The following is a 17782-nucleotide window of genomic DNA, read 5'->3' as shown; positions in this document are numbered from 1 at the left end:
TTCTCATGCTTCGGAAGCATGAGAACCGTCCCCCTGCTCCCACCCCTGCACCCAAACCCCAAAAAAATTTTTAAAAAAATAGGTTTAGAGTTTTTAAAACTTGGTTATATACACTATAAATATCTCAGAGGTGATGATGGAGTGAATCTAAGTATAGATGTACATCAGAATAACGACGAAGTATCCGTGATGCTGGCTGGTGAAATTGATGCCTTTACAGCACCAAATCTTAGAGAGGAGTTATTACCGATCGCCGAAGGAAAAAACACAACCATGACTATCAATCTCAAGGACGTTTCTTATTTAGACAGTACCGGTCTTGGTGTGTTTGTCGGCTTATTTAAAAAATTAAAGGAAAACGGCGGAGAATTAAGGCTGATTGAGTTATCCGATCGGCTGAAAAGGCTCTTTGAGATTACAGGCCTGGGGAATATAATGAATATTTCTGCAAATTAAGGGGGTGGGGGACGATGAAACAAGTGATGGACTATATTGAAATGAAGATTCCTGCAAAACCCGACTATGTTGGTGTGATTCGATTGACATTATCCGGAATTACCAGCCGCATGGGTTATACATACGAGGAAATCGAGGACATTAAAATTGCTGTAAGTGAAGCCTGTACCAATGCGGTCCAACATGCGTACGGAGATGAGGAAGGTGGAGAAGTGACCTTAGGCTTCGGTATCTATGAGGACAAGCTAGAAATCATGGTTGCAGATAGCGGGGTGAGCTTTAATTTTATCAAGACCAGAAACGAGCTGGGCCCTTATACGGAGTCAAGTACGGTGGAACAACTTTCAGAGGGAGGGTTAGGTCTGTTTCTGATTGAAACACTCATGGACGAAGTCCGTGTGTTGAATCATTCAGGTGTAACGGTCTTCATGGCGAAGTATCTAAGTGGGGAGCGTGAGAATAATGGGACAGCAGCCACAACCCATGAGGCGAACTAAGGAAGAAATTGACGCCCTGATACTAGAATTTCAACAAAATGAAAACCCCTTAGCCCAGACAATTTTAGTAGAACATTATACGGCCTTAGTCGGGAGCCTTGCGAGGAAATATTCAAAGGGACGAGATTTTCATGAAGATATCATGCAAGTCGGAATGATTGGCTTATTGGCCGCGATTCGAAGGTATGACCAAGGTGCCGGGAGGGGGTTTGAATCTTTTTTAATCCCAACCGTAATCGGAGAAATAAAGCGGTTTTTACGTGATAAAACATGGAGTGTCCATGTGCCGAGACGCGTCAAGGAAGTTTGGCCCAAGCTAAAAACAGTAGTGGACGAGCTCACCAATCAATACCAGCGGTCTCCTAAGATCCATGAAATCGCCGAATACATGGAACTATCTGAAGAGGAAGTCTTGGAAGCAATGGAAATGGGGAAAAGCTATCAAGCCGCTTCTGTTGACCTGCCGATAGAAACGGGTTCGGAGGGGAATGTGGTAACGGCCTTAGATATACTCGGTTCTCCAGATGATGGTTTTGAAAAAGTAGACCGAAAATTGCTGCTAGAAAGCGCCCTCCATGTATTATCAGACCGGGAAAAGGAAATTATCCATTGCACATTTGTGGAAAATAAAAGTCAAAAAGAAACTGGAGAGCAATTAGGAATCTCGCAAATGCATGTTTCCCGCCTGCAGAAAAAGGCCATTGAAAAACTGCGTAAGGAACTTGCAACGATGCCCATCGAGGGATAAACATTGTTTGATAGTATTAAAGGTGCCTGACACCCATTCCGGGTCAGGCACCTTTTTCAAAAGGGGAATGTTTATGAACATTGTTATAGTGGATGATAATATAACTAATTTGATGATTATTGAGAAAATCCTGCAAAAGGCAGGCTATGATCAATTAGTTTTGTTATCTTCTGCCCGGGAATTATATGATTATCTGCAGCTAGATGCGTCTAATTCTGTGGAAGTCCCAGTGGATTTAATCTTAATGGACCTGATGATGCCCGAGATTGATGGTCTAGAAGCCTGCCGGACGATTCTTGCCAATGAGCGGTACGAGGACTTGCCGATTATTATTGTCACCGCCATGGGGGATTCATATAAGATGGCAGAGGCCATGGATGCCGGTGCACTTGATTATGTGATGAAACCGATCAACAAGGTTGAGCTGCTGGCACGGATTCGGTCTGTTCTGCGGTTAAAGTATGAAAAGGACTTACGTAAGGAAAGGGATAGGCGGATTCAGCATGAGTTAGACTTGGCCAAACAGGTCCAGCTCAGCATGCTGAGTGATCCGATTGTACAGGGGGATGTGACCATTTCAGCTGTCTACAAGCCTTCCTTTGAACTTGCAGGTGACTTGTATGCCTGGTATCAAATTACCCCGGGGCGTTATGGGGTGATTTTGCTTGATATGATGGGGCATGGGATTTCGTCTTCGCTTGTTTGTATGTACATTTATTCGACGTTAAAGGATGCGATTACAGGTTTAGGCGACCCTGAGGCAGTGATGATGGAATTAAACCGGAGGATGAATCAGCTCCATATGCCTGATAGACTAGAAAACTACTATTTTACGGCGATTTATTTTGTGCTGGATACAGCCGAGCAGACGATTGAATACGTGAATGCCGGCCATCCGGCTGGGATTGCGATTGTAGATGATGAAGTAAAGTTGATGACGGATGGCTGTTGTCCACTTGGCTTTTTTGAGAATATTGATGTGACCAAGGGAGTGATTCCTTATAAAAAGGGAGCCCGAATTTTGCTGTTTACAGATGGTCTGTCGGAGGGACTTGAGGAGGAATATGAGGATGCCATCTCAAAACTTGTCCGAAGTTTGCAAGAGCAGGGGATGGATGATCCAAAGGAGTTATTTGAACGGCTGCAGCTGAGTTCGGAGATGCTGCAGGATGCAAAGGATGATATGTGTTTGGTGATGGTCTCAACAAACGGGTTGTGAGCGGGTAAAAAGGATTCGAACAGGATGATAGTGCCCGTGGGCAGGAGAAAATGAACCGGACGGGCAATACGAGAGGACGATTGTGCCCGCGAATGGGAGAAAATAATCCTGACGGGCAATACGAGAGGACGATTGTGCCCGCGAATGGGAGAAAATAATCCTGACGGGCAATATGAGAGGACGATTGTGCCCGCGAACGGGAGAAATGAACCGGACGGGCATAATGAGAGGATAATAGTGCCCGTGGGCGGGAAAAAATAATCAAAACGGGCACTATGAGAGATTCATAGTGCCCTTTAAAAATAGCTATCTAGTTTCGGTCCAACAATAAAAAAAGGGTACCGGCTTGGACTCACCGTGCACCCTTTTTACTCTTATTCTGCTAAATAAGCCTTCAACATCCAGCCATGCTTCTCTAACGAAGTCCGAATCGCAATAAACATATCCGCCGTCGGCTGGTCATCATTTTCCTCGGCTTCCGTAATCCCTTCAGTAAGCTCCTTGCAGACAGTATCAAAATCATCAGCAAGCGCCTGAACCATTTCCTGAGCAGTTTCATCCCCACTAGCTTCCTGAATCGAGGAAAGCTCTAACTGCTCCTTAAGAGTCGCAGTTGGTAACGCGCCAAGTGACAGCATTCTTTCCGCAATCGTATCCAGATGCAGCCCTGCTTCCGTATACAACTCTTGAAACTTAACATGCAGAGTGAAAAAGTTTTCCCCCTTCACATACCAGTGAAAATGATGCAGCTTCATATAAAGAACGGAGAAGTTAGCAACTTGCTTGTTGAGTACCTCTGTTACTTGAACCTTTTCTTTTGTTTTCGCCATCTTTTTATCCCTCCAAGATTGTGTGATAACAATGTAGTACCCGTCTCTCAATCAATCGAAACACTAATAATTTTTAAAAAAAGAGGTTTAAGAAGTTTAAAAAGCGGGTAGTAGAAGTAGGATAAATGAACTGGATATAAAACTATTACTATCGTATCAAAATGGTTTAAAACGGGTGAAACCTAGAATTTTACAGGTTAGAATAAGGATATAATGATAAGGGGGGCGATTACCATTAAGGGATTTAACTTCAACATTCATGCAAAAATTATTATTGGCTACCTAACGATCTTACTTTGCTTGGTTCTGTCACTATTAACCGTAATTAATAGAATGACAGATTTGCAAGATGAGATAGACTTTGTTGCCGAACACGATATAGAAATACACGACCTGGCTAACCAGATTCAAAAAAATGTACTGGATATGGAAACCGGCATGAGGGGATACGTCATAACGGGGGATGAGCAGTATCTGGAACCGTATGAACAAGGGAGCCGAAGCTGGCAGGATAATTACAATAAACTACATGCCCTGTTGTCAGATAACGGAAGCCAACAGCGAAATTTGGAAGAGATGAAACCGTTAATACTAAACTGGATTACAAATTCCGGCGAATATGCGATCAATGCCAAGAGGGACAATAATACCACTTTATTAACACAGCATTTCGCTGAAAACGAAGGAAAAAAAATCACGGACCAACTGCGTACGCAGTTCGATTCCTTTCTTGCCACAGAAAAAAAATTGACAACGGAACGAATTAATAAGCTAAATGAACATACAAACAATCTTAAATTAATTTTATACGGGCTCATAATTGTAGTAACAGCCTTTACGATTGCCATAGCTGTGATCCTATCGAACTCGATTGTTAAAACCATAAAACAGGTAATAACAACGATAAAAGGAATAACGGACGCCAATTCCAATGTTGATCTGACGGCACGGATAAAAGTGAATACACGCGACGAATCGCGGGAACTGGCTGAGGCAATGAACGAATTGCTCAGTAGTCTTGAAAAACACAACTGGGTACAAAAAAGCCTGGCCGATATTTCCAATTTATATCAAGGGATTACCGATATTAATGAACTAACACAACTGTTTATTAACAAACTTGCACCGCTACTTCAAGCGTCATATGGGGTGGTCTATCTACGCCGCGAACATGACGGCGAGATTGACTTTGTAAAAGTAGCCGGTTACGCCACCGTGGATGACGACCTCGTTAAGACTCGTTTCCGCTTAGGCGAAGGAATTATTGGCCAGGCTGCACAAGATAAAAGAATTTTTCTCATTGATCAAATACCGGATAATCATTTTAAAATAACAACTGGATTAGGGGCGTCGAACCCGCGTAATCTATTAATTGCCCCCATCCTATTTGAAAATCGGGTAGAGGCAGTAGTAGAGTTTGCCGCGCTTCAGCCATTCGATTCACAACATTTGACCCTGCTGGATTTACTTCAGGACAAATTTGGCTCATCGATCTCAAGTGTAGCAGGACGTATGGAAGTGGAGAGGCTCCTGGCGGAATCGCAGGTCCTTACCGAAGAATTACAAGCACAATCCGAAGAGCTGCAGGCACAATCGGAAGAATTACAAATGCAGCAAGAACAATTGCAGCTCTCGAATGAATACTTGGAAGAACAAAAGGAATATGCCGAGCAGCGGGCGATGGAACTCAAAAAAGCGAAGGACGAGCTAGAAGATTATTCGTTGAAATTGCAAATGAGCTCACAATATAAAACGGATTTCCTTGCGAACATGTCACATGAGCTCCGGACACCATTAAACAGTATTCTTATTTTGTCGCAAATGCTGATGGAGAATAACGGAGAAATGGGCGCGAACGAAGTGGCCGAATACGCGCAGGTCGTCAACACTTCAGGGGCAGATTTGCTGCGGCTGATTGATGATATCCTTGATTTATCGAAGATTGAAGCTGGAAAAATTGAAATTGTAACAGATGAAGTCAATGTTACCGAGATTCCACAGACAATGCGGAATATGTTCAACCCAGTAGCAGCGAAAAAGAATCTACAGTTTGATATCATAACCGATTCAAATGTACCACCGGTGATCTCGACGGATGGACAACGATTGCAGCAAATATTAAAGAACCTTTTATCAAATGCGTTTAAATTTACGGAGCAGGGAGGCGTTACGCTTCAAATTGAGCTCGCTCCTCCTGAGAAAACAGGGAAATTACTGAATAAACAAACGAAAGAACCTGTCCTTGCGATTTCCGTGACCGATACTGGAATCGGTATTCCACAGGATAAACAGCAAATTATTTTTGATGCTTTTCAGCAGGTGGATGGGACGACAAACCGGCAATATGGCGGCACGGGTCTGGGCTTATCGATTTGCCGTGAATTCACCCGTCTGCTTGGCGGGGCAATCGAGCTTCAGAGCGAACCTCAGAAAGGGAGTACGTTTACGCTTTATATTCCGAGCAGATTGGATGTGGACGAATCCCTGCCTCTTGATGTCCAACTGGCGCAGGAGGAAGCCGCCGCTGCTAGTGAAGTAACCGAGGAACCGGCAAGGATGAGTGAGGAGCGGAAGAATGGCCAGGCCGAAGAGGAATCCTCTGATAAGCAATTGTTTAAAGGGAAAAAAGTGCTTCTAGTTGAAGATGATGGCCGCAATGTATTCGCCCTAGTTACGGCTTTAGAGAGGAAGGGTGTGACCGTTAACGTCGCGCAAAACGGTAAGCAGGCATTAGATATGCTGCAAAACCGGTCCGATTATGACCTTGTTTTTATGGATATCATGATGCCGGTTATGGGCGGTTATGAGGCAATGAAGATCATTCGTGAGGATCTTGGAATGCACAATCTGCCGATCATTGCGTTGACGGCCAAGGCGATGAAGGGTGAACGAGATAAGTGTATGGAAGCCGGTGCTTCGGATTATATTATGAAGCCATTGAATATCGATCAGCTTTTCTCGTTGATGCGAGTATGGCTGACAGAGCAGGTGAACCAGGGTTGAACAACAACACGACGGGTGATTTTTTGACAGAAACAGAAGAACCCACAAACGAATTACAGGAAGTTGAAATCAACGTGCTACTTGAAGGGTTGTATCAGATGTATGGGTACGACTTTAGAGGGTACGTACGGGCTTCCTTAAGAAGAAGGATTCTAAACCGCATGAAAGCGGAGCGGCTACCAACGATTACGGCCCTCTTGGAAAAAGTTCTGCACGAAAAAGGTTATTTGGAGCGCTTGTTAAATGATTTGTCGATCCGGATGACAGAGATGTACCGTGACCCTAGTTTTTTTGCCGCCTTTCGCAGCCAAGTCGTGCCGATTTTGAAGGACCTTCCTGAGATTCGCATCTGGCATGCTGGCTGTGCCACAGGTGAAGAGGTTTACTCGATGGCGATTCTGATGATGGAAGAGGGATTGGCGAAAAAAACGAAAATCTATGCCACCGATATGAATGAAAAAGCACTGCTTGCCGCTAAAGAGGGGGCATTTCCTCTAAAGAAAATGCAGCAGTATACAAAAAACTACCTGAAAGCAGGTGGGAAGAAGGCTTTTTCGGAGTACTATACGACCGACCACCAGTATGCATATTTCCACCCCAGCCTCGAGGAGAACTTGTTTTTTGCACAGCATAACCTGGTCACGGACGGCTCGTTTAATGAATTTCACGTGATCTTATGCCGAAATGTGATGATTTATTTTGATAACGTGCTGCAGCAGCAGGTACATCACTTGATTCATAGCAGCTTGGCTGAGGGAGGCTTCGTTGGCTTTGGCAGTAAAGAGTCGATTCTGTTTGTGCCAAAGAGTTTGAAGTACGAGGAATTTAATTCACAAGAGAAGATTTACCGAAAGATCTAGAAATCGCCGATATATGGCAGAAAATAGCCGATATCAACTAAAAAACCGCCGATATTTTACTTTTTTTTCCGCCAGCCACCTTTTCAAAGCCGTTTGGAGCCCGCCCGATTATGGGTGAGGCTTCTTTTGTTTTATGGACAAAAAGAAAGGGTATTCCATAGGAAAAAGGGTGATCGCGGTCATGAAAATTAAACGCTTTGAATGGCTTTTTGCAGCCATGATGATAGCCTTTGGCTATTTAGTCCTTTTTATGGATGTTCCTTTTTGGTGGAAGGCACTGTGTATGACACTATATGCCTTCCTAATCATCTACACGGTCCTGGCCTTATGGCTCGAGAACCGACCAGCCCAAACGACACTCTTATGGACCTACATTTTAGTGTTACTCCCAATTCTGGGCTATATCTTTTATGTGTACTCTGGGCAATTGCTAGTCAAAGGGGAGCTGTTTAAAAGAAAGCGGATGAGTGACCGAGAGTTGCTAGAAGCCCTAGGGAAAAAACAAAAAAAGCTCGACTTATCCAACCTGAATGATCACCAGCGCAGTTTTGCCAGCTATTTGGAGAAGGTAACCTTAACCGACCAAAACCAGAACACGAAAACCAAGATCCTGCGAAACGGTGCTGATACCTTTCAGGAGATTAAACGGCGGTTAATAGAAGCACAGGACTTTATCCATTTGGAATATTATATTTTCCGCTATGACCGCCTTGGCCAGGAACTAATCGATATTTTAAAGGTGAAAGTAGAGGAGGGTATCGAGGTTAGGCTGCTGTACGACGCGGTCGGCAGCTTTTTTCTCTCAAAACCGATTGTTAAGAAAATGAAGGAGGCTGGCATCAATGTTCAGCCTTTTTTACCGCTAAATAGAGGCTGGTACAATCAGAAGTTTAACTTCCGCAACCACCGCAAAATCATTGTTATTGATGGAAAAGTAGGTTTTGTCGGAGGACTAAACGTTGGTATCGAATATCTTGGTGAAGACGATGACTTCGGCTTTTGGTGTGACAGTCATGTCGTGCTCGAAGGGGAAGCCGTTCAAACCCTGCATGCGGTGTTTTTACTAGATTGGAAGTACGCGTGTGGAGAAATCCTTTTTGATCAAGAACGCTATCTTCGCCCGATACCGGTGGCCGGTGATGGATTGGTGCACGTCGTCGCAACCGGTCCGGAAACACGAGACATGAGCGACCATTACTATTCGATGATCAGCTGCGCCACAAAATCGATCTGGATTGCCACCCCGTACTTCATACCCAACCAGGCCATCCAAACCGCACTAAGAATCGCCGCACAAAACAACATACAGGTGCGCTTAATGGTGCCTGACACCAATGATGGTTTCCTGACTCAATATGCGACACAATCGTATTTCCCGGAGCTTTTGCGGGCAGGTATTGAGATTTATTCCTATCAAAAGGGATTTCTACATAAAAAGGTGATGATCGTTGATGGTGATTTGGCCTCGATTGGTACAGCCAATATGGATATGCGGAGCTTTCATTTGAATTTTGAGGTGAATTTATTCTTAACGGGAACGGACTCGATTCATGATCTTGTCGCCCATTATGAAGAGGACATGAAGGAGTGCCGTCGGATCCGCCCGGTAGAGTTTTATAAAAGAGGCTTGGAGATTAAGTGGAAGGAGTCATTTGCCAGGTTGTTTTCTGGCGTATTGTAGGGGTATTCGCTGCGGCGGGTACTTTTTTTTACGAGTAGGATTCATTACTCAGCAAAGCGGGAAAAGGTTTTTGGGGGTAAATGAGGTGGCGGTTCATTGCCCGCAAAAAGGAGAAGCAAGGTAAAACGGGAAATGAATGACCTACAATCAAAATAAAAAGACCGCCGGTTAGGCAGTCTTCATTAATTCCTTTTGGTTATGCAGTTTTTCTCATTCCTTTAAGGATAAGACTTAAGACAAACACTAGGACAATCGCACCGATTAGGGCCGGAAGGATATAGAATCCGCCAATCACTGGCCCCCATCCGCCTAAAATCAATGACCCAAGCCATGCTCCTACAAATCCTGCAATAATATTACCGATAATTCCTCCTGGAACGTCACGTCCAAGAATAAGTCCAGCTAACCAGCCGATGATTCCTCCAATAATTAATGACCAAATAAATCCCATGAAAATGTCCCCTTTCTATTTTTCATTGAGTTATGCTAATTAAATACCCGCGTGTTTCGACAATTAAACTTAAAAACTAAACTTATTTTGATTTTCCTTGATGTGCTTCTTGTAGCGGTGCTTGGAATCCTGCAGTGCGTGGTCTAAGAAATGATGACAAAGCTTTAATTCAAACGTTCGCTTTTTAAAGCCTTCTTCATCCCGTTCATCAAGGCATTGGTCAATCTCCCGCTTCAACAGACTGATTTTTGAAATGATCTCAGCCCGGCGCCTTTGATCTTCCTTCCATTTTTGTGAATTTTCCCATTGGTAATCACTTAGTTTGGTTAACCTCCGTCCACACTTGCATAATGTTTCGCCTACATTTAGAACCTTAAACTCTGCATTCCCGCAATTTCTACAAATTAATTTCTTCATATATGCACCTCCACTAATAATAGGTGCTTTCTATATACCCATATTGAAATGGTTCCTAAACTTCGAAGATTTTTAGAAAAATAGGTTTCAATTTAGTTGGAGCGGTTATATACGTAACATAAGTTAAAAAAAGGAGGAAACGATATGGAAACAGTTAAAGTCGTTGAAAATGGTGTACAAGCAAAGAAGGAAATTGAACAGTTAATGATGCAAGGCTATACAAAAGAAGAAATTTACCTTTTGGCACACGATCGAAACCGTTCAGAGGATTTAACTGATTCGCTGGATATTAATGATATTAGTGTTCAGGAACAAGGCGTCCTCGATTCGATTGCAAATGTATTCCGGACGCGGGGAGATGAACTCCGCTCCAAATTAGAGTCACTGGGGTTAACTAGTAACGATGCAGAACGATATGAAGAAGAATTGGATCATGGCAAGGTTATCGTCGTGGCATCAAAATCAGCATAATATAGAAGAAACCGATAGGAAGCCCAGGTTTCCTATCGGTTTTATAAAAAATAATGAGGTGAGGAAGATGAAATTTTCAAAGCAAAGTTTAGATACATTATTAGGTGTCCACCGAGTAGTAAGACACAACAAAAGTAAGAAACGCAGTTTGGAAGAGTATTTTGAGAATCCGATCATCCACAAGGAGATTCAGGGAGACAGAGTATTTGTACCATTAAATATAGACCGGGTGTGGAATGAAATATAATTTCGAATTGCCTGTTTAAACAATGGTCTTCTAATGAGGATTACGGTTTAGGCGGGCAATCGTTCGTTTGTAAACCCTTTCCATATTCTGAAAATTACTAAAATTCCTAATCAGTGAATCTTTTCTGGTTTTCACTCGTCTATATGATAGAATATTCATTGGACCTAAAAAAGGAGGACCGTTCGATGGATGATTTTGGGCAAATAGCGCTTGTTAGTATCCTGTCACATATCGTCTTTATTGCGATCGCTTGGTATGCACTACAGGCCATTCGCTTAGAGAAGCTGTTAAAACCGAACCATGTGTTCCAGGCGCGTTTACTATACATATTATTAGCTATTTTTATCGGTTCATCTGTTAGTAACTTTTTCCTTGATTACCTCCAATGGTCAAAGCAGTTACCCTTGATTATGCAATAGTTGACGCAAGGAAATCGTACGTTAAATTGGAAGCACAAGAACCGTCCCTTTGCTTCCTTCGACAAAATTGGAAAAAATTTAGGTCTTCTTACATGTTCCCAATTGAAGATATTTTGAGTACAATCGAGTTTATGTGGAAAGCTAAGTATGTCCCAAAAAAGTTCATCTTTGTCATAAAGTGACGACATTTCGAAAGTATTGCTCTCTTTCTGCCTGGCAACAATGGTAGTAAGGGGGAGTAAAGAAATGAAAAGACATTTAATGAACTTTTTATATATGATTACGATTGTATGTTTCATTCTTGTTGCGATGGGAAACCGAACAACTGAGGCCATGGGCGGGCAAACAGCCGGAAAAGGATTTTTCTCACTTGAAGAGGTTGGCTCTAATCTTTTAAAAGCGGAGAAGGGTACCGGCAGCGACTCGTCGATTCTTCCAAAAGGCGCCGATGATTTAGCAAAAATAAGCTCTGTTTTGCAAGCCGAACATATTTTGCTCGATGATTGGTCTTTTTATGCACGTGAACATGTGACGGGCATGAAAAGTGTTGAGGAAGTGCAGGAATATGCAAAAAAGCTTCAGCAGAAGTTTCCGGATTGGAAATGGTCTGTAACGAACACCAGCCAGAAATGGCAAGTGACAGCAGTATCTCCAACATCAAAACACCACCAAGAAACGCTTCAATTGATGTCTTCCCACACAAAACAACCTGTAGATGCGTATATAGTATATAGTGTTCGTGGAAACGAGTGGAACAAGGCGACAGAGGGCTTTTTCACTACCAAAACGTTCCGGAATAGGCTTTCTGACATATTTCGAGGCAAACCAACAGTTTTCTCTTGTATGAAAGGCGTTTACAGTGATAAGATTGATACGGCTTTGGCAAAGAAAACTGACAGGATCATGTCAGGTTTTAATGCAAGAGAGATCGAAGCGTTAAAAGAGGAGAATTTCATGTCTGTTTCGGCATCATCGCCAATTTTTACAGGCTCCATAGATCACAAATTGCATAACATGAATATACAAATTGGCTTACGCTCCGAAGGATTGGGCAGTAAAACTACCATAGTAGTTGGAACCCCAATCATTACGATTGAATATTAATATAGAGAAAATGGACGCGGAGGGGAATACTCTTGGAAAAGATCATCGTCCGCGGCGGACAAAGGCTAAATGGAACGGTTAAAGTTGAAGGTGCAAAAAATGCCGTTTTGCCTGTTCTCGCTGCAACATTATTAGCAAGTGATGGAAAAAGTGTGATACGTGATGTACCTACACTCTCCGATGTATACACAATTAATGAAGTGCTACGTAACTTAAACGCTGAAGTGGCTTTTGACAATAATACAGTTGTTGTTGATGCATCTAGAGTGTTAAAAGAAGAGGCGCCGTTTGAATACGTACGAAAAATGCGTGCGTCGGTCCTTGTAATGGGATCGCTATTGGCTCGAAATGGCCGGGCTCGTGTAGCATTGCCTGGCGGCTGTGCGATTGGATCCCGTCCGATTGACCAGCATCTTAAAGGCTTTGAAGCCATGGGTGCAAAGGTTAAGGTAGGGAATGGCTTTATTGAAGCGGAGGTAGACGGCCGCTTAAAAGGGGCAAAGATTTATTTAGATTTCCCAAGTGTAGGCGCAACAGAAAATATCATGATGGCAGCATCTCTTGCACAGGGTACGACCATTATTGAGAATGTTGCGAAAGAACCTGAGATTGTTGATTTAGCTAATTTCTTGAATAAAATGGGCGCTCGCGTGAAAGGTGCCGGCACTGGTACTTTACGTATTGAGGGCGTTGACGTATTATTCGGGGCTGAACATGCAATCATTCCTGACCGGATTGAAGCGGGAACGTTTATGGTAGCTGCGGCGATTACGGGCGGAGATGTATTGGTTAGAGGTGCTGTGCCTGAACATTTATCTTCTTTGATTGCGAAAATGGAAGAGATGGGCGTTGAGATTCATGAGGAAGCGGATGGCGTTCGTGTCATCGGTCCTGATCGTTTAAAGGCAGTCGATATAAAAACGATGCCGCACCCAGGTTTCCCAACAGATATGCAGTCACAAATGATGGCGTTATTGCTTCGTGCTGAAGGTACTTCTATGATTACAGAAACGGTATTTGAAAACCGCTTTATGCACGTGGAAGAATTCCGCCGCATGAATGCTGATATCAAGATTGAAGGCCGTTCTGTTATTTTAAATGGTCCTTCTAATTTGCAGGGTGCTGAAGTGTCTGCGACGGACCTTCGTGCAGCGGCAGCTTTAATTCTGACTGGTTTAGTATCTGAAGGTGTGACACGCGTGACTGAGTTGAAACACTTAGACCGCGGTTATGTAGACTTCCACGGCAAATTAGCTGGGTTAGGCGCAGATATCGAACGTGTTAAAGAAGCAGATGAAACATTTGTCGAAGTAAAGAAATATGTTTCTGATATGAATGCTTAAATCTTAATACAATAGAGTGAAATTTAAGTGAAAGAATCCCTTAGTAGGCAGTCGTCTGATATCCGACGGCTGCGGTACTAAGGGATTCTTTTATTTTGAGTCTGAGTGACAGGCACCGTTTAGTAGTTTCTTACTTTGGATAAGCTGCTATCGGTGCCTGTCACCTTTTTTATGTTTTACATTATGTGTAGAGTAGGAACGGTGCCTGTCACCATTTTCAACATGTTTCGCTGAAAAATCTGTAATAAATGCTTGTCCGCTTCCATATGTATGAATGGAGATGTATTCCGGCAGGTTGTGCTGGCTGCAAATTTTACAAACTGGAGGCACGATCATGAATAAAATCAAACCACTCATCGTACTAGCATCGCTCCTCATTGCCTTAACCATCATTATCCCCTGTATTGTTGTATTACCATTCTCAGATGCGCACCAGACGAGCGGAAAGCTAGGAGAAGATCTAACGAAGGTCTCAGCCAAAGAAACGAGTACAGCCCCTGGTGTGGACTCACAGACGGGCGTAACCGTATCCGTTTTTCGGTCTTCTAAGGGGGTAACTGAAAAAGTACCTTTTGAAGATTATCTTGTTGGGGTTGTGGCGGCCGAAATGCCTGCGGATTTTAAGGAAGAGGCGCTCAAGGCACAGGCCCTGGCGGCACGGACCTATATCGTAAACAGATTGGTAAATAAGGATACGATGGGTGTTCCAAAAGGTGCGCAGGTTACGGATACGCAAATCCACCAGGTTTATATGAATGATGCTGAAATGAGGCGAGATTGGGGCCAGGATTATGCTTGGAAAAAGAAAAAGGTCCTCGAAGCAGTTCGCTCGACGGGCGGCCAGATTTTAACCTATGCTGGAAAACCGATTGATGCACTCTTCTTTTCAACCGGGAATGGGTATACCGAAGACTCGGAGGATTACTGGGCAGGCAGTATTCCTTATTTACGGAGTGTTGCGAGTCCATGGGATAAAGAGTCACCGAAGTTTTCCAATCAAAAGGTGTTAACGGTGAGAGCGTTTGAGACGAAGCTTGGTGTGAAGATTGGCTCGAGTTCGACGATCGGAAAGATTGTCGCCCGGACCACTGGAAAAAGGGTTGCGAAAGTTAACTTTAATGGCAAGGTGTTAACAGGTAAAGATATTCGTGAAAAATTGGATCTGAAGTCGTCCGATTTTTCTTGGCAGCGGAAGGGTAATAATATCGTGATTACGACGAAGGGCTTCGGGCATGGTGTTGGCATGAGTCAATACGGTGCGAACGGTATGGCCGAGGCTGGGTCGGATTATAAGGAGATTGTGAAGCATTATTATAAAGGGGTAGAGATTGCCTCTGCCGAGAGTATGTTATCTACTTTAACTGCACAGAAATAATGTTATCTGAGCCAGGTGGTGCACCTGGCTTTTTGGTGTTTAGTGGATGTTCGGGAGGTGTTGGGGGTGAATTGTGAAAAGTGTCCGGTAAAAATGAAAATCGGCAGGTATTTTTCGAAAAGGGCAGGTAAAGGATGCTTTCTTATAAAAATGGCAACTTCCAGGTGAAGGGAAGGTACTGCGCGGAGACCTTTTTCGGGGAGTGTCCGGTAAGTTGTAAAAAGTGCCCGGTAAAAATAAAAATCGGCAGGCATTTTTCGAAAAGGGCAGGTATTTTTGCAAAAAGGCAGGTATTGGGTTCAAAGTGGCAGGTAAGGATGCTTTCTTATAAAAAGGGCAACTTCCAGGTGAAGGGAAGGTACTGCGCGGAGACCTTTTTCGGGGAGTGTCCGGTAAGTTGTAAAAAGTGCCCGGTAAAAATAAAAATCGGCAGGTATTTTTTCGAAAACGGCAGGTATTGGGTTCAAAGTGGCAGGTAAAGAATGCTTTCTTTTAAAAAATGGAAACTTCAATCCAAATACTCCACCATCCGTCCCAAATAATTCATAAAACCGACAAATAATTTGTGCAGGATATCGGGTAAAGGTAAAGAAATGATTGATGTATTTGTTCGCGAAAGAACTCACACTTCCAGTACTTATTCAAAAAATCCAAGCACTCGACAATCGGATTACCCCCAACCACCCCATTCGACCCACACTTATAAATGAATACAAAAGTCGACTAGCGGGATATAAGGGTGAAAAATCACTAGATTTCTATCTGAGCATGCTACCCGAGGAAAAATATCTTATTTTCCACCACCTCCGACTTCCGTTAGGCATATACTATTTTCAGATTGATATCCTCCTACTTACCACCACCTTTGGCCTCATCCTTGAAGTCAAAAATAGAATCGGTGAATATCACTTTAAAAAATACCTCAATCAGACCACAATTCAAACATCCGATAAAGAAGAGCGCATTAAAAATCCCGTACTGCAAGCAAAACTCCAGGCCCTAAAGCTTAGCAAATGGATCAAGAAGAATCACTTTGGTGAATACCCAATCTATTATCTATTTGTTAACAGCAACGAAAAAGCACTCATTAGAGCTGAACAGGGGAACGAACAGATTCTCCGGTTTATCTGTAATAGCGAGGGACTCGTCGAAAAAATCAACCAAACCGCAAATATGAATCAAAAGGAGAAGCTGAATCAAAAGGAACTCCGCAAACTTAAGCGCCTCCTCTTAGCGAGCCATACTCCTGACAATACCGACATCCTCGACCATTTCCACCTATCCAAAGATGAAATCCTCACCGGCGTTCACTGTCCTAAGTGCGGGTGCCTAGCCATGAGCTACAAATACGGTACGTGGGTATGCCCTCATTGTAAAAATAATCCAAAACCGCTCACATCCAAGCCATTAATCACTACTTTCTCTTATGTAAACCCACCATAAGCAATCAAGAGCTGCGCCATTTTCTTCAGATCGACTCCCCAAAGACCGCACACCGAATTCTGCGCCAGCTGGGATTAGCCTATACTGGAACCTATAAAGACAGAAAATACTTCCAAAAGTAGGCGGAGAGCACACTCGACTGATTGTCGCTATCTCCATATAAAGGTCGCAGAACAAATTCCTTGAAAAATATTTTTTGAAAGAATGCATAAAAACATCGTCACTGTCGAAAAATAAGTTTTAAAAATTTTTTTATCGCCGTGTATATAATTCTACTTATCTGTTCAGAATGATTGCTGAGGTGATGAAAATGAGAGAGGAAGAAAACAAGCGATCTTCTCAAAGTTCCAGTGTAAAACGCTTTTTCAAAAAGCGTTGGGTATTTCCAGCCATTTATATCGCAAGTGCAGCAATCATTTTAACCGGAGTTCTATGGTATCAATCATCAAGCAGCAACACAAATAAGTATGATTACAAGGCCACTGACCTTTCCGGTAAAAAGAACAATGCTCCAGCAGTTGAAGTTAACAAAGCAATTGAAAACTTCAAAATGCCAGTAGCAAATGTTGATGATGCTATCGTAAAAACCAAATTCTATGATTTCCAAGGCAAAGCAGCAGACCAGGAATCGGCATTAGTATTCTACAATAATACGTATGTACCGAACACTGGTATCGACATCACAACAAAAAAAGGCGAAAGCTTTGATGTGACCGCATCACTTAGCGGAACCGTTACACGTGTCGAAGAAGATGCAACCCTAGGCAATGTCATTGAAATCGAACATGACAATGGAATTGTTACACAATACCAATCTGTTAAAGACATAAAAGTGAAGGTTGGCGACCAAGTAAAACAAGATCAAGTTATTGCCAAGGCTGGACAAAGCTTGTTCAATGAAAAAGCTGGAACCCATGTACATTTTGAAATCCGTAAAGACGGTGTAGCAGTAAACCCAACAAACTACTTCGAAAAATCGTTGAGCACACTGCAAGAAGACACCCTTACGAATGATAGTAAAGAATCATCAAAAACTCCGGATGCAAAGCTAGACCAACAAAAAATTGAAGATCCGGCTACAAATGATTCAAGCAAATCTACAGATAACAGCAACTCATAATAGTGTAACAAAGGGGAAGGGGAATAAATACTTTCCTCTTTTTTTGTTGAGTGCGGGGGAGCGCGGGGACGGTTCTCATGCTTCCGAAGCATGAGAAC

At 43.0% G+C, this 17782-nt stretch carries 20 protein-coding genes; 16 read left to right on the top strand and 4 right to left on the bottom strand.

Annotation, left to right across the window (positions count from 1 at the left end):
• Positions 1 to 141 precede the first annotated feature (141 nt).
• From M3226_RS30320 to M3226_RS30305, 4 genes are all read left to right on the top strand, one after another.
• Complete coding sequence (locus M3226_RS30320; protein WP_251573090.1) at positions 142 to 456, top strand: anti-sigma factor antagonist; 315 nt, start codon at positions 142 to 144, stop codon at positions 454 to 456.
• Positions 457 to 470: 14 nt separating this feature from the next.
• Complete coding sequence (gene rsbW, locus M3226_RS30315; protein WP_144565996.1) at positions 471 to 953, top strand: anti-sigma B factor RsbW; 483 nt, start codon at positions 471 to 473, stop codon at positions 951 to 953.
• Positions 919 to 1701, top strand: coding sequence for an RNA polymerase sigma factor SigB (gene sigB, locus M3226_RS30310; protein ID WP_251573088.1), 783 nt, complete (start codon positions 919 to 921; stop codon positions 1699 to 1701). Before rsbW ends, sigB begins: the two co-directional genes overlap by 35 nt.
• A 73-nt stretch (positions 1702 to 1774) precedes the next feature.
• Entirely contained in the window at positions 1775 to 2920 is a 1146-nt protein-coding gene (locus tag M3226_RS30305; RefSeq protein ID WP_251573086.1) for a PP2C family protein-serine/threonine phosphatase, read from the top strand.
• Positions 2921 to 3294: 374 nt separating this feature from the next.
• Here M3226_RS30305 and M3226_RS30300 read toward each other — a convergent pair whose 3' ends face one another.
• Positions 3295 to 3750, bottom strand: a complete 456-nt coding sequence (locus tag M3226_RS30300) for a Dps family protein (protein ID WP_251573084.1) — start codon at positions 3748 to 3750, stop codon at positions 3295 to 3297.
• Positions 3751 to 3963: 213 nt separating this feature from the next.
• On the opposite strand from M3226_RS30300, the gene M3226_RS30295 reads away from it, so the two are divergent.
• The 3 genes from M3226_RS30295 to cls all read left to right on the top strand — a co-directional run bounded on the left by M3226_RS30295 (position 3964) and on the right by cls (position 9294).
• Entirely contained in the window at positions 3964 to 6753 is a 2790-nt protein-coding gene (locus tag M3226_RS30295; RefSeq protein WP_251573082.1) for a CHASE3 domain-containing protein, read from the top strand.
• Positions 6723 to 7613, top strand: coding sequence for a CheR family methyltransferase (locus M3226_RS30290; protein ID WP_285858064.1), 891 nt, complete (start codon positions 6723 to 6725; stop codon positions 7611 to 7613). Before M3226_RS30295 ends, M3226_RS30290 begins: the two co-directional genes overlap by 31 nt.
• 181 nt (positions 7614 to 7794) lie before the next feature.
• A complete protein-coding gene (cls, locus tag M3226_RS30285; protein ID WP_251573080.1) occupies positions 7795 to 9294 on the top strand; it encodes a cardiolipin synthase in 1500 nt (499 codons plus the stop codon).
• Positions 9295 to 9490: 196 nt separating this feature from the next.
• Here cls and M3226_RS30280 read toward each other — a convergent pair whose 3' ends face one another.
• Together M3226_RS30280 and M3226_RS30275 are read right to left on the bottom strand one after the other, a co-directional pair.
• Complete coding sequence (locus tag M3226_RS30280; RefSeq protein ID WP_144565992.1) at positions 9491 to 9745, bottom strand: GlsB/YeaQ/YmgE family stress response membrane protein; 255 nt, start codon at positions 9743 to 9745, stop codon at positions 9491 to 9493.
• A gap of 69 nt (positions 9746 to 9814) precedes the next feature.
• Entirely contained in the window at positions 9815 to 10162 is a 348-nt protein-coding gene (locus M3226_RS30275) for an IDEAL domain-containing protein (protein WP_251573078.1), read from the bottom strand.
• Positions 10163 to 10306: 144 nt separating this feature from the next.
• On the opposite strand from M3226_RS30275, the gene M3226_RS30270 reads away from it, so the two are divergent.
• The 5 genes from M3226_RS30270 to murA all read left to right on the top strand — a co-directional run bounded on the left by M3226_RS30270 (position 10307) and on the right by murA (position 13746).
• Positions 10307 to 10633: a general stress protein gene (locus tag M3226_RS30270; RefSeq protein ID WP_251573076.1), complete on the top strand. Its 327-nt coding sequence runs from the start codon at positions 10307 to 10309 to the stop codon at positions 10631 to 10633.
• A gap of 67 nt (positions 10634 to 10700) precedes the next feature.
• Positions 10701 to 10880, top strand: coding sequence for a hypothetical protein (locus M3226_RS30265; RefSeq protein ID WP_251573074.1), 180 nt, complete (start codon positions 10701 to 10703; stop codon positions 10878 to 10880).
• Between the two features lie 185 nt (positions 10881 to 11065).
• The gene (locus M3226_RS30260; protein WP_251573072.1) at positions 11066 to 11299 is read left to right on the top strand and encodes a DUF1146 family protein; all 234 of its coding nucleotides are present in this window, start codon (positions 11066 to 11068) and stop codon (positions 11297 to 11299) included.
• A gap of 246 nt (positions 11300 to 11545) precedes the next feature.
• The gene (locus M3226_RS30255) at positions 11546 to 12403 is read left to right on the top strand and encodes a YwmB family TATA-box binding protein (protein ID WP_251573070.1); all 858 of its coding nucleotides are present in this window, start codon (positions 11546 to 11548) and stop codon (positions 12401 to 12403) included.
• Between the two features lie 32 nt (positions 12404 to 12435).
• Complete coding sequence (murA, locus tag M3226_RS30250) at positions 12436 to 13746, top strand: UDP-N-acetylglucosamine 1-carboxyvinyltransferase (RefSeq protein ID WP_251573068.1); 1311 nt, start codon at positions 12436 to 12438, stop codon at positions 13744 to 13746.
• Positions 13747 to 13893: 147 nt separating this feature from the next.
• Here the strand turns inward: murA and M3226_RS30245 are convergent, their stop codons facing one another.
• Complete coding sequence (locus M3226_RS30245) at positions 13894 to 14103, bottom strand: hypothetical protein (RefSeq protein ID WP_251573066.1); 210 nt, start codon at positions 14101 to 14103, stop codon at positions 13894 to 13896.
• Here M3226_RS30245 and spoIID point away from each other — a divergent pair.
• The 4 genes from spoIID (at position 14081) to M3226_RS30225 (ending at position 17684) form a co-directional block, all read left to right on the top strand.
• Positions 14081 to 15121 carry a stage II sporulation protein D gene (spoIID, locus tag M3226_RS30240; protein WP_251573064.1) on the top strand — a complete coding sequence of 347 codons (1041 nt, stop codon included), beginning with the start codon at positions 14081 to 14083 and terminating at the stop codon, positions 15119 to 15121. The two genes, M3226_RS30245 and spoIID, sit on opposite strands and share 23 nt — an antisense overlap.
• Before the next feature lie 134 nt (positions 15122 to 15255).
• Positions 15256 to 15600, top strand: coding sequence for a hypothetical protein (locus M3226_RS30235; RefSeq protein ID WP_251573062.1), 345 nt, complete (start codon positions 15256 to 15258; stop codon positions 15598 to 15600).
• A gap of 121 nt (positions 15601 to 15721) precedes the next feature.
• Positions 15722 to 16564: an NERD domain-containing protein gene (locus M3226_RS30230; protein WP_251573094.1), complete on the top strand. Its 843-nt coding sequence runs from the start codon at positions 15722 to 15724 to the stop codon at positions 16562 to 16564.
• A gap of 304 nt (positions 16565 to 16868) precedes the next feature.
• A complete protein-coding gene (locus M3226_RS30225; protein WP_308212016.1) occupies positions 16869 to 17684 on the top strand; it encodes a M23 family metallopeptidase in 816 nt (271 codons plus the stop codon).
• Positions 17685 to 17782: the final 98 nt, after the last annotated feature.

It is taken from the genome of Neobacillus cucumis (assembly GCF_023715505.1).
The sequence above is the reverse complement of the archived record's forward strand: the minus strand, read 5'-3'. Positions and strand labels throughout refer to the sequence as shown.

Bases quoted from the DNA above. Each gene is read 5' to 3' on its own strand.
- rsbW (WP_144565996.1), top strand. From the start codon at position 471: ATGAAACAAGTGATGGACTATATTGAAATGAAGATTCCTGCAAAACCC.
- sigB (WP_251573088.1), top strand. From the start codon at position 919: ATGGGACAGCAGCCACAACCCATGAGGCGAACTAAGGAAGAAATTGAC.
- M3226_RS30305 (WP_251573086.1), top strand. From the start codon at position 1,775: ATGAACATTGTTATAGTGGATGATAATATAACTAATTTGATGATTATT.
- M3226_RS30300 (WP_251573084.1), bottom strand. From the start codon at position 3,750: ATGGCGAAAACAAAAGAAAAGGTTCAAGTAACAGAGGTACTCAACAAG.
- M3226_RS30295 (WP_251573082.1), top strand. From the start codon at position 3,964: ATGATAAGGGGGGCGATTACCATTAAGGGATTTAACTTCAACATTCAT.
- M3226_RS30290 (WP_285858064.1), top strand. From the start codon at position 6,723: ATGGCTGACAGAGCAGGTGAACCAGGGTTGAACAACAACACGACGGGT.
- cls (WP_251573080.1), top strand. From the start codon at position 7,795: ATGAAAATTAAACGCTTTGAATGGCTTTTTGCAGCCATGATGATAGCC.
- M3226_RS30280 (WP_144565992.1), bottom strand. From the start codon at position 9,745: ATGGGATTTATTTGGTCATTAATTATTGGAGGAATCATCGGCTGGTTA.
- M3226_RS30275 (WP_251573078.1), bottom strand. From the start codon at position 10,162: ATGAAGAAATTAATTTGTAGAAATTGCGGGAATGCAGAGTTTAAGGTT.
- M3226_RS30270 (WP_251573076.1), top strand. From the start codon at position 10,307: ATGGAAACAGTTAAAGTCGTTGAAAATGGTGTACAAGCAAAGAAGGAA.
- M3226_RS30265 (WP_251573074.1), top strand. From the start codon at position 10,701: ATGAAATTTTCAAAGCAAAGTTTAGATACATTATTAGGTGTCCACCGA.
- M3226_RS30260 (WP_251573072.1), top strand. From the start codon at position 11,066: ATGGATGATTTTGGGCAAATAGCGCTTGTTAGTATCCTGTCACATATC.
- M3226_RS30255 (WP_251573070.1), top strand. From the start codon at position 11,546: ATGAAAAGACATTTAATGAACTTTTTATATATGATTACGATTGTATGT.
- spoIID (WP_251573064.1), top strand. From the start codon at position 14,081: ATGAATAAAATCAAACCACTCATCGTACTAGCATCGCTCCTCATTGCC.
- M3226_RS30245 (WP_251573066.1), bottom strand. From the start codon at position 14,103: ATGAGTGGTTTGATTTTATTCATGATCGTGCCTCCAGTTTGTAAAATT.
- M3226_RS30235 (WP_251573062.1), top strand. From the start codon at position 15,256: ATGCTTTCTTATAAAAATGGCAACTTCCAGGTGAAGGGAAGGTACTGC.
- M3226_RS30230 (WP_251573094.1), top strand. From the start codon at position 15,722: ATGTATTTGTTCGCGAAAGAACTCACACTTCCAGTACTTATTCAAAAA.
- M3226_RS30225 (WP_308212016.1), top strand. From the start codon at position 16,869: ATGAAAATGAGAGAGGAAGAAAACAAGCGATCTTCTCAAAGTTCCAGT.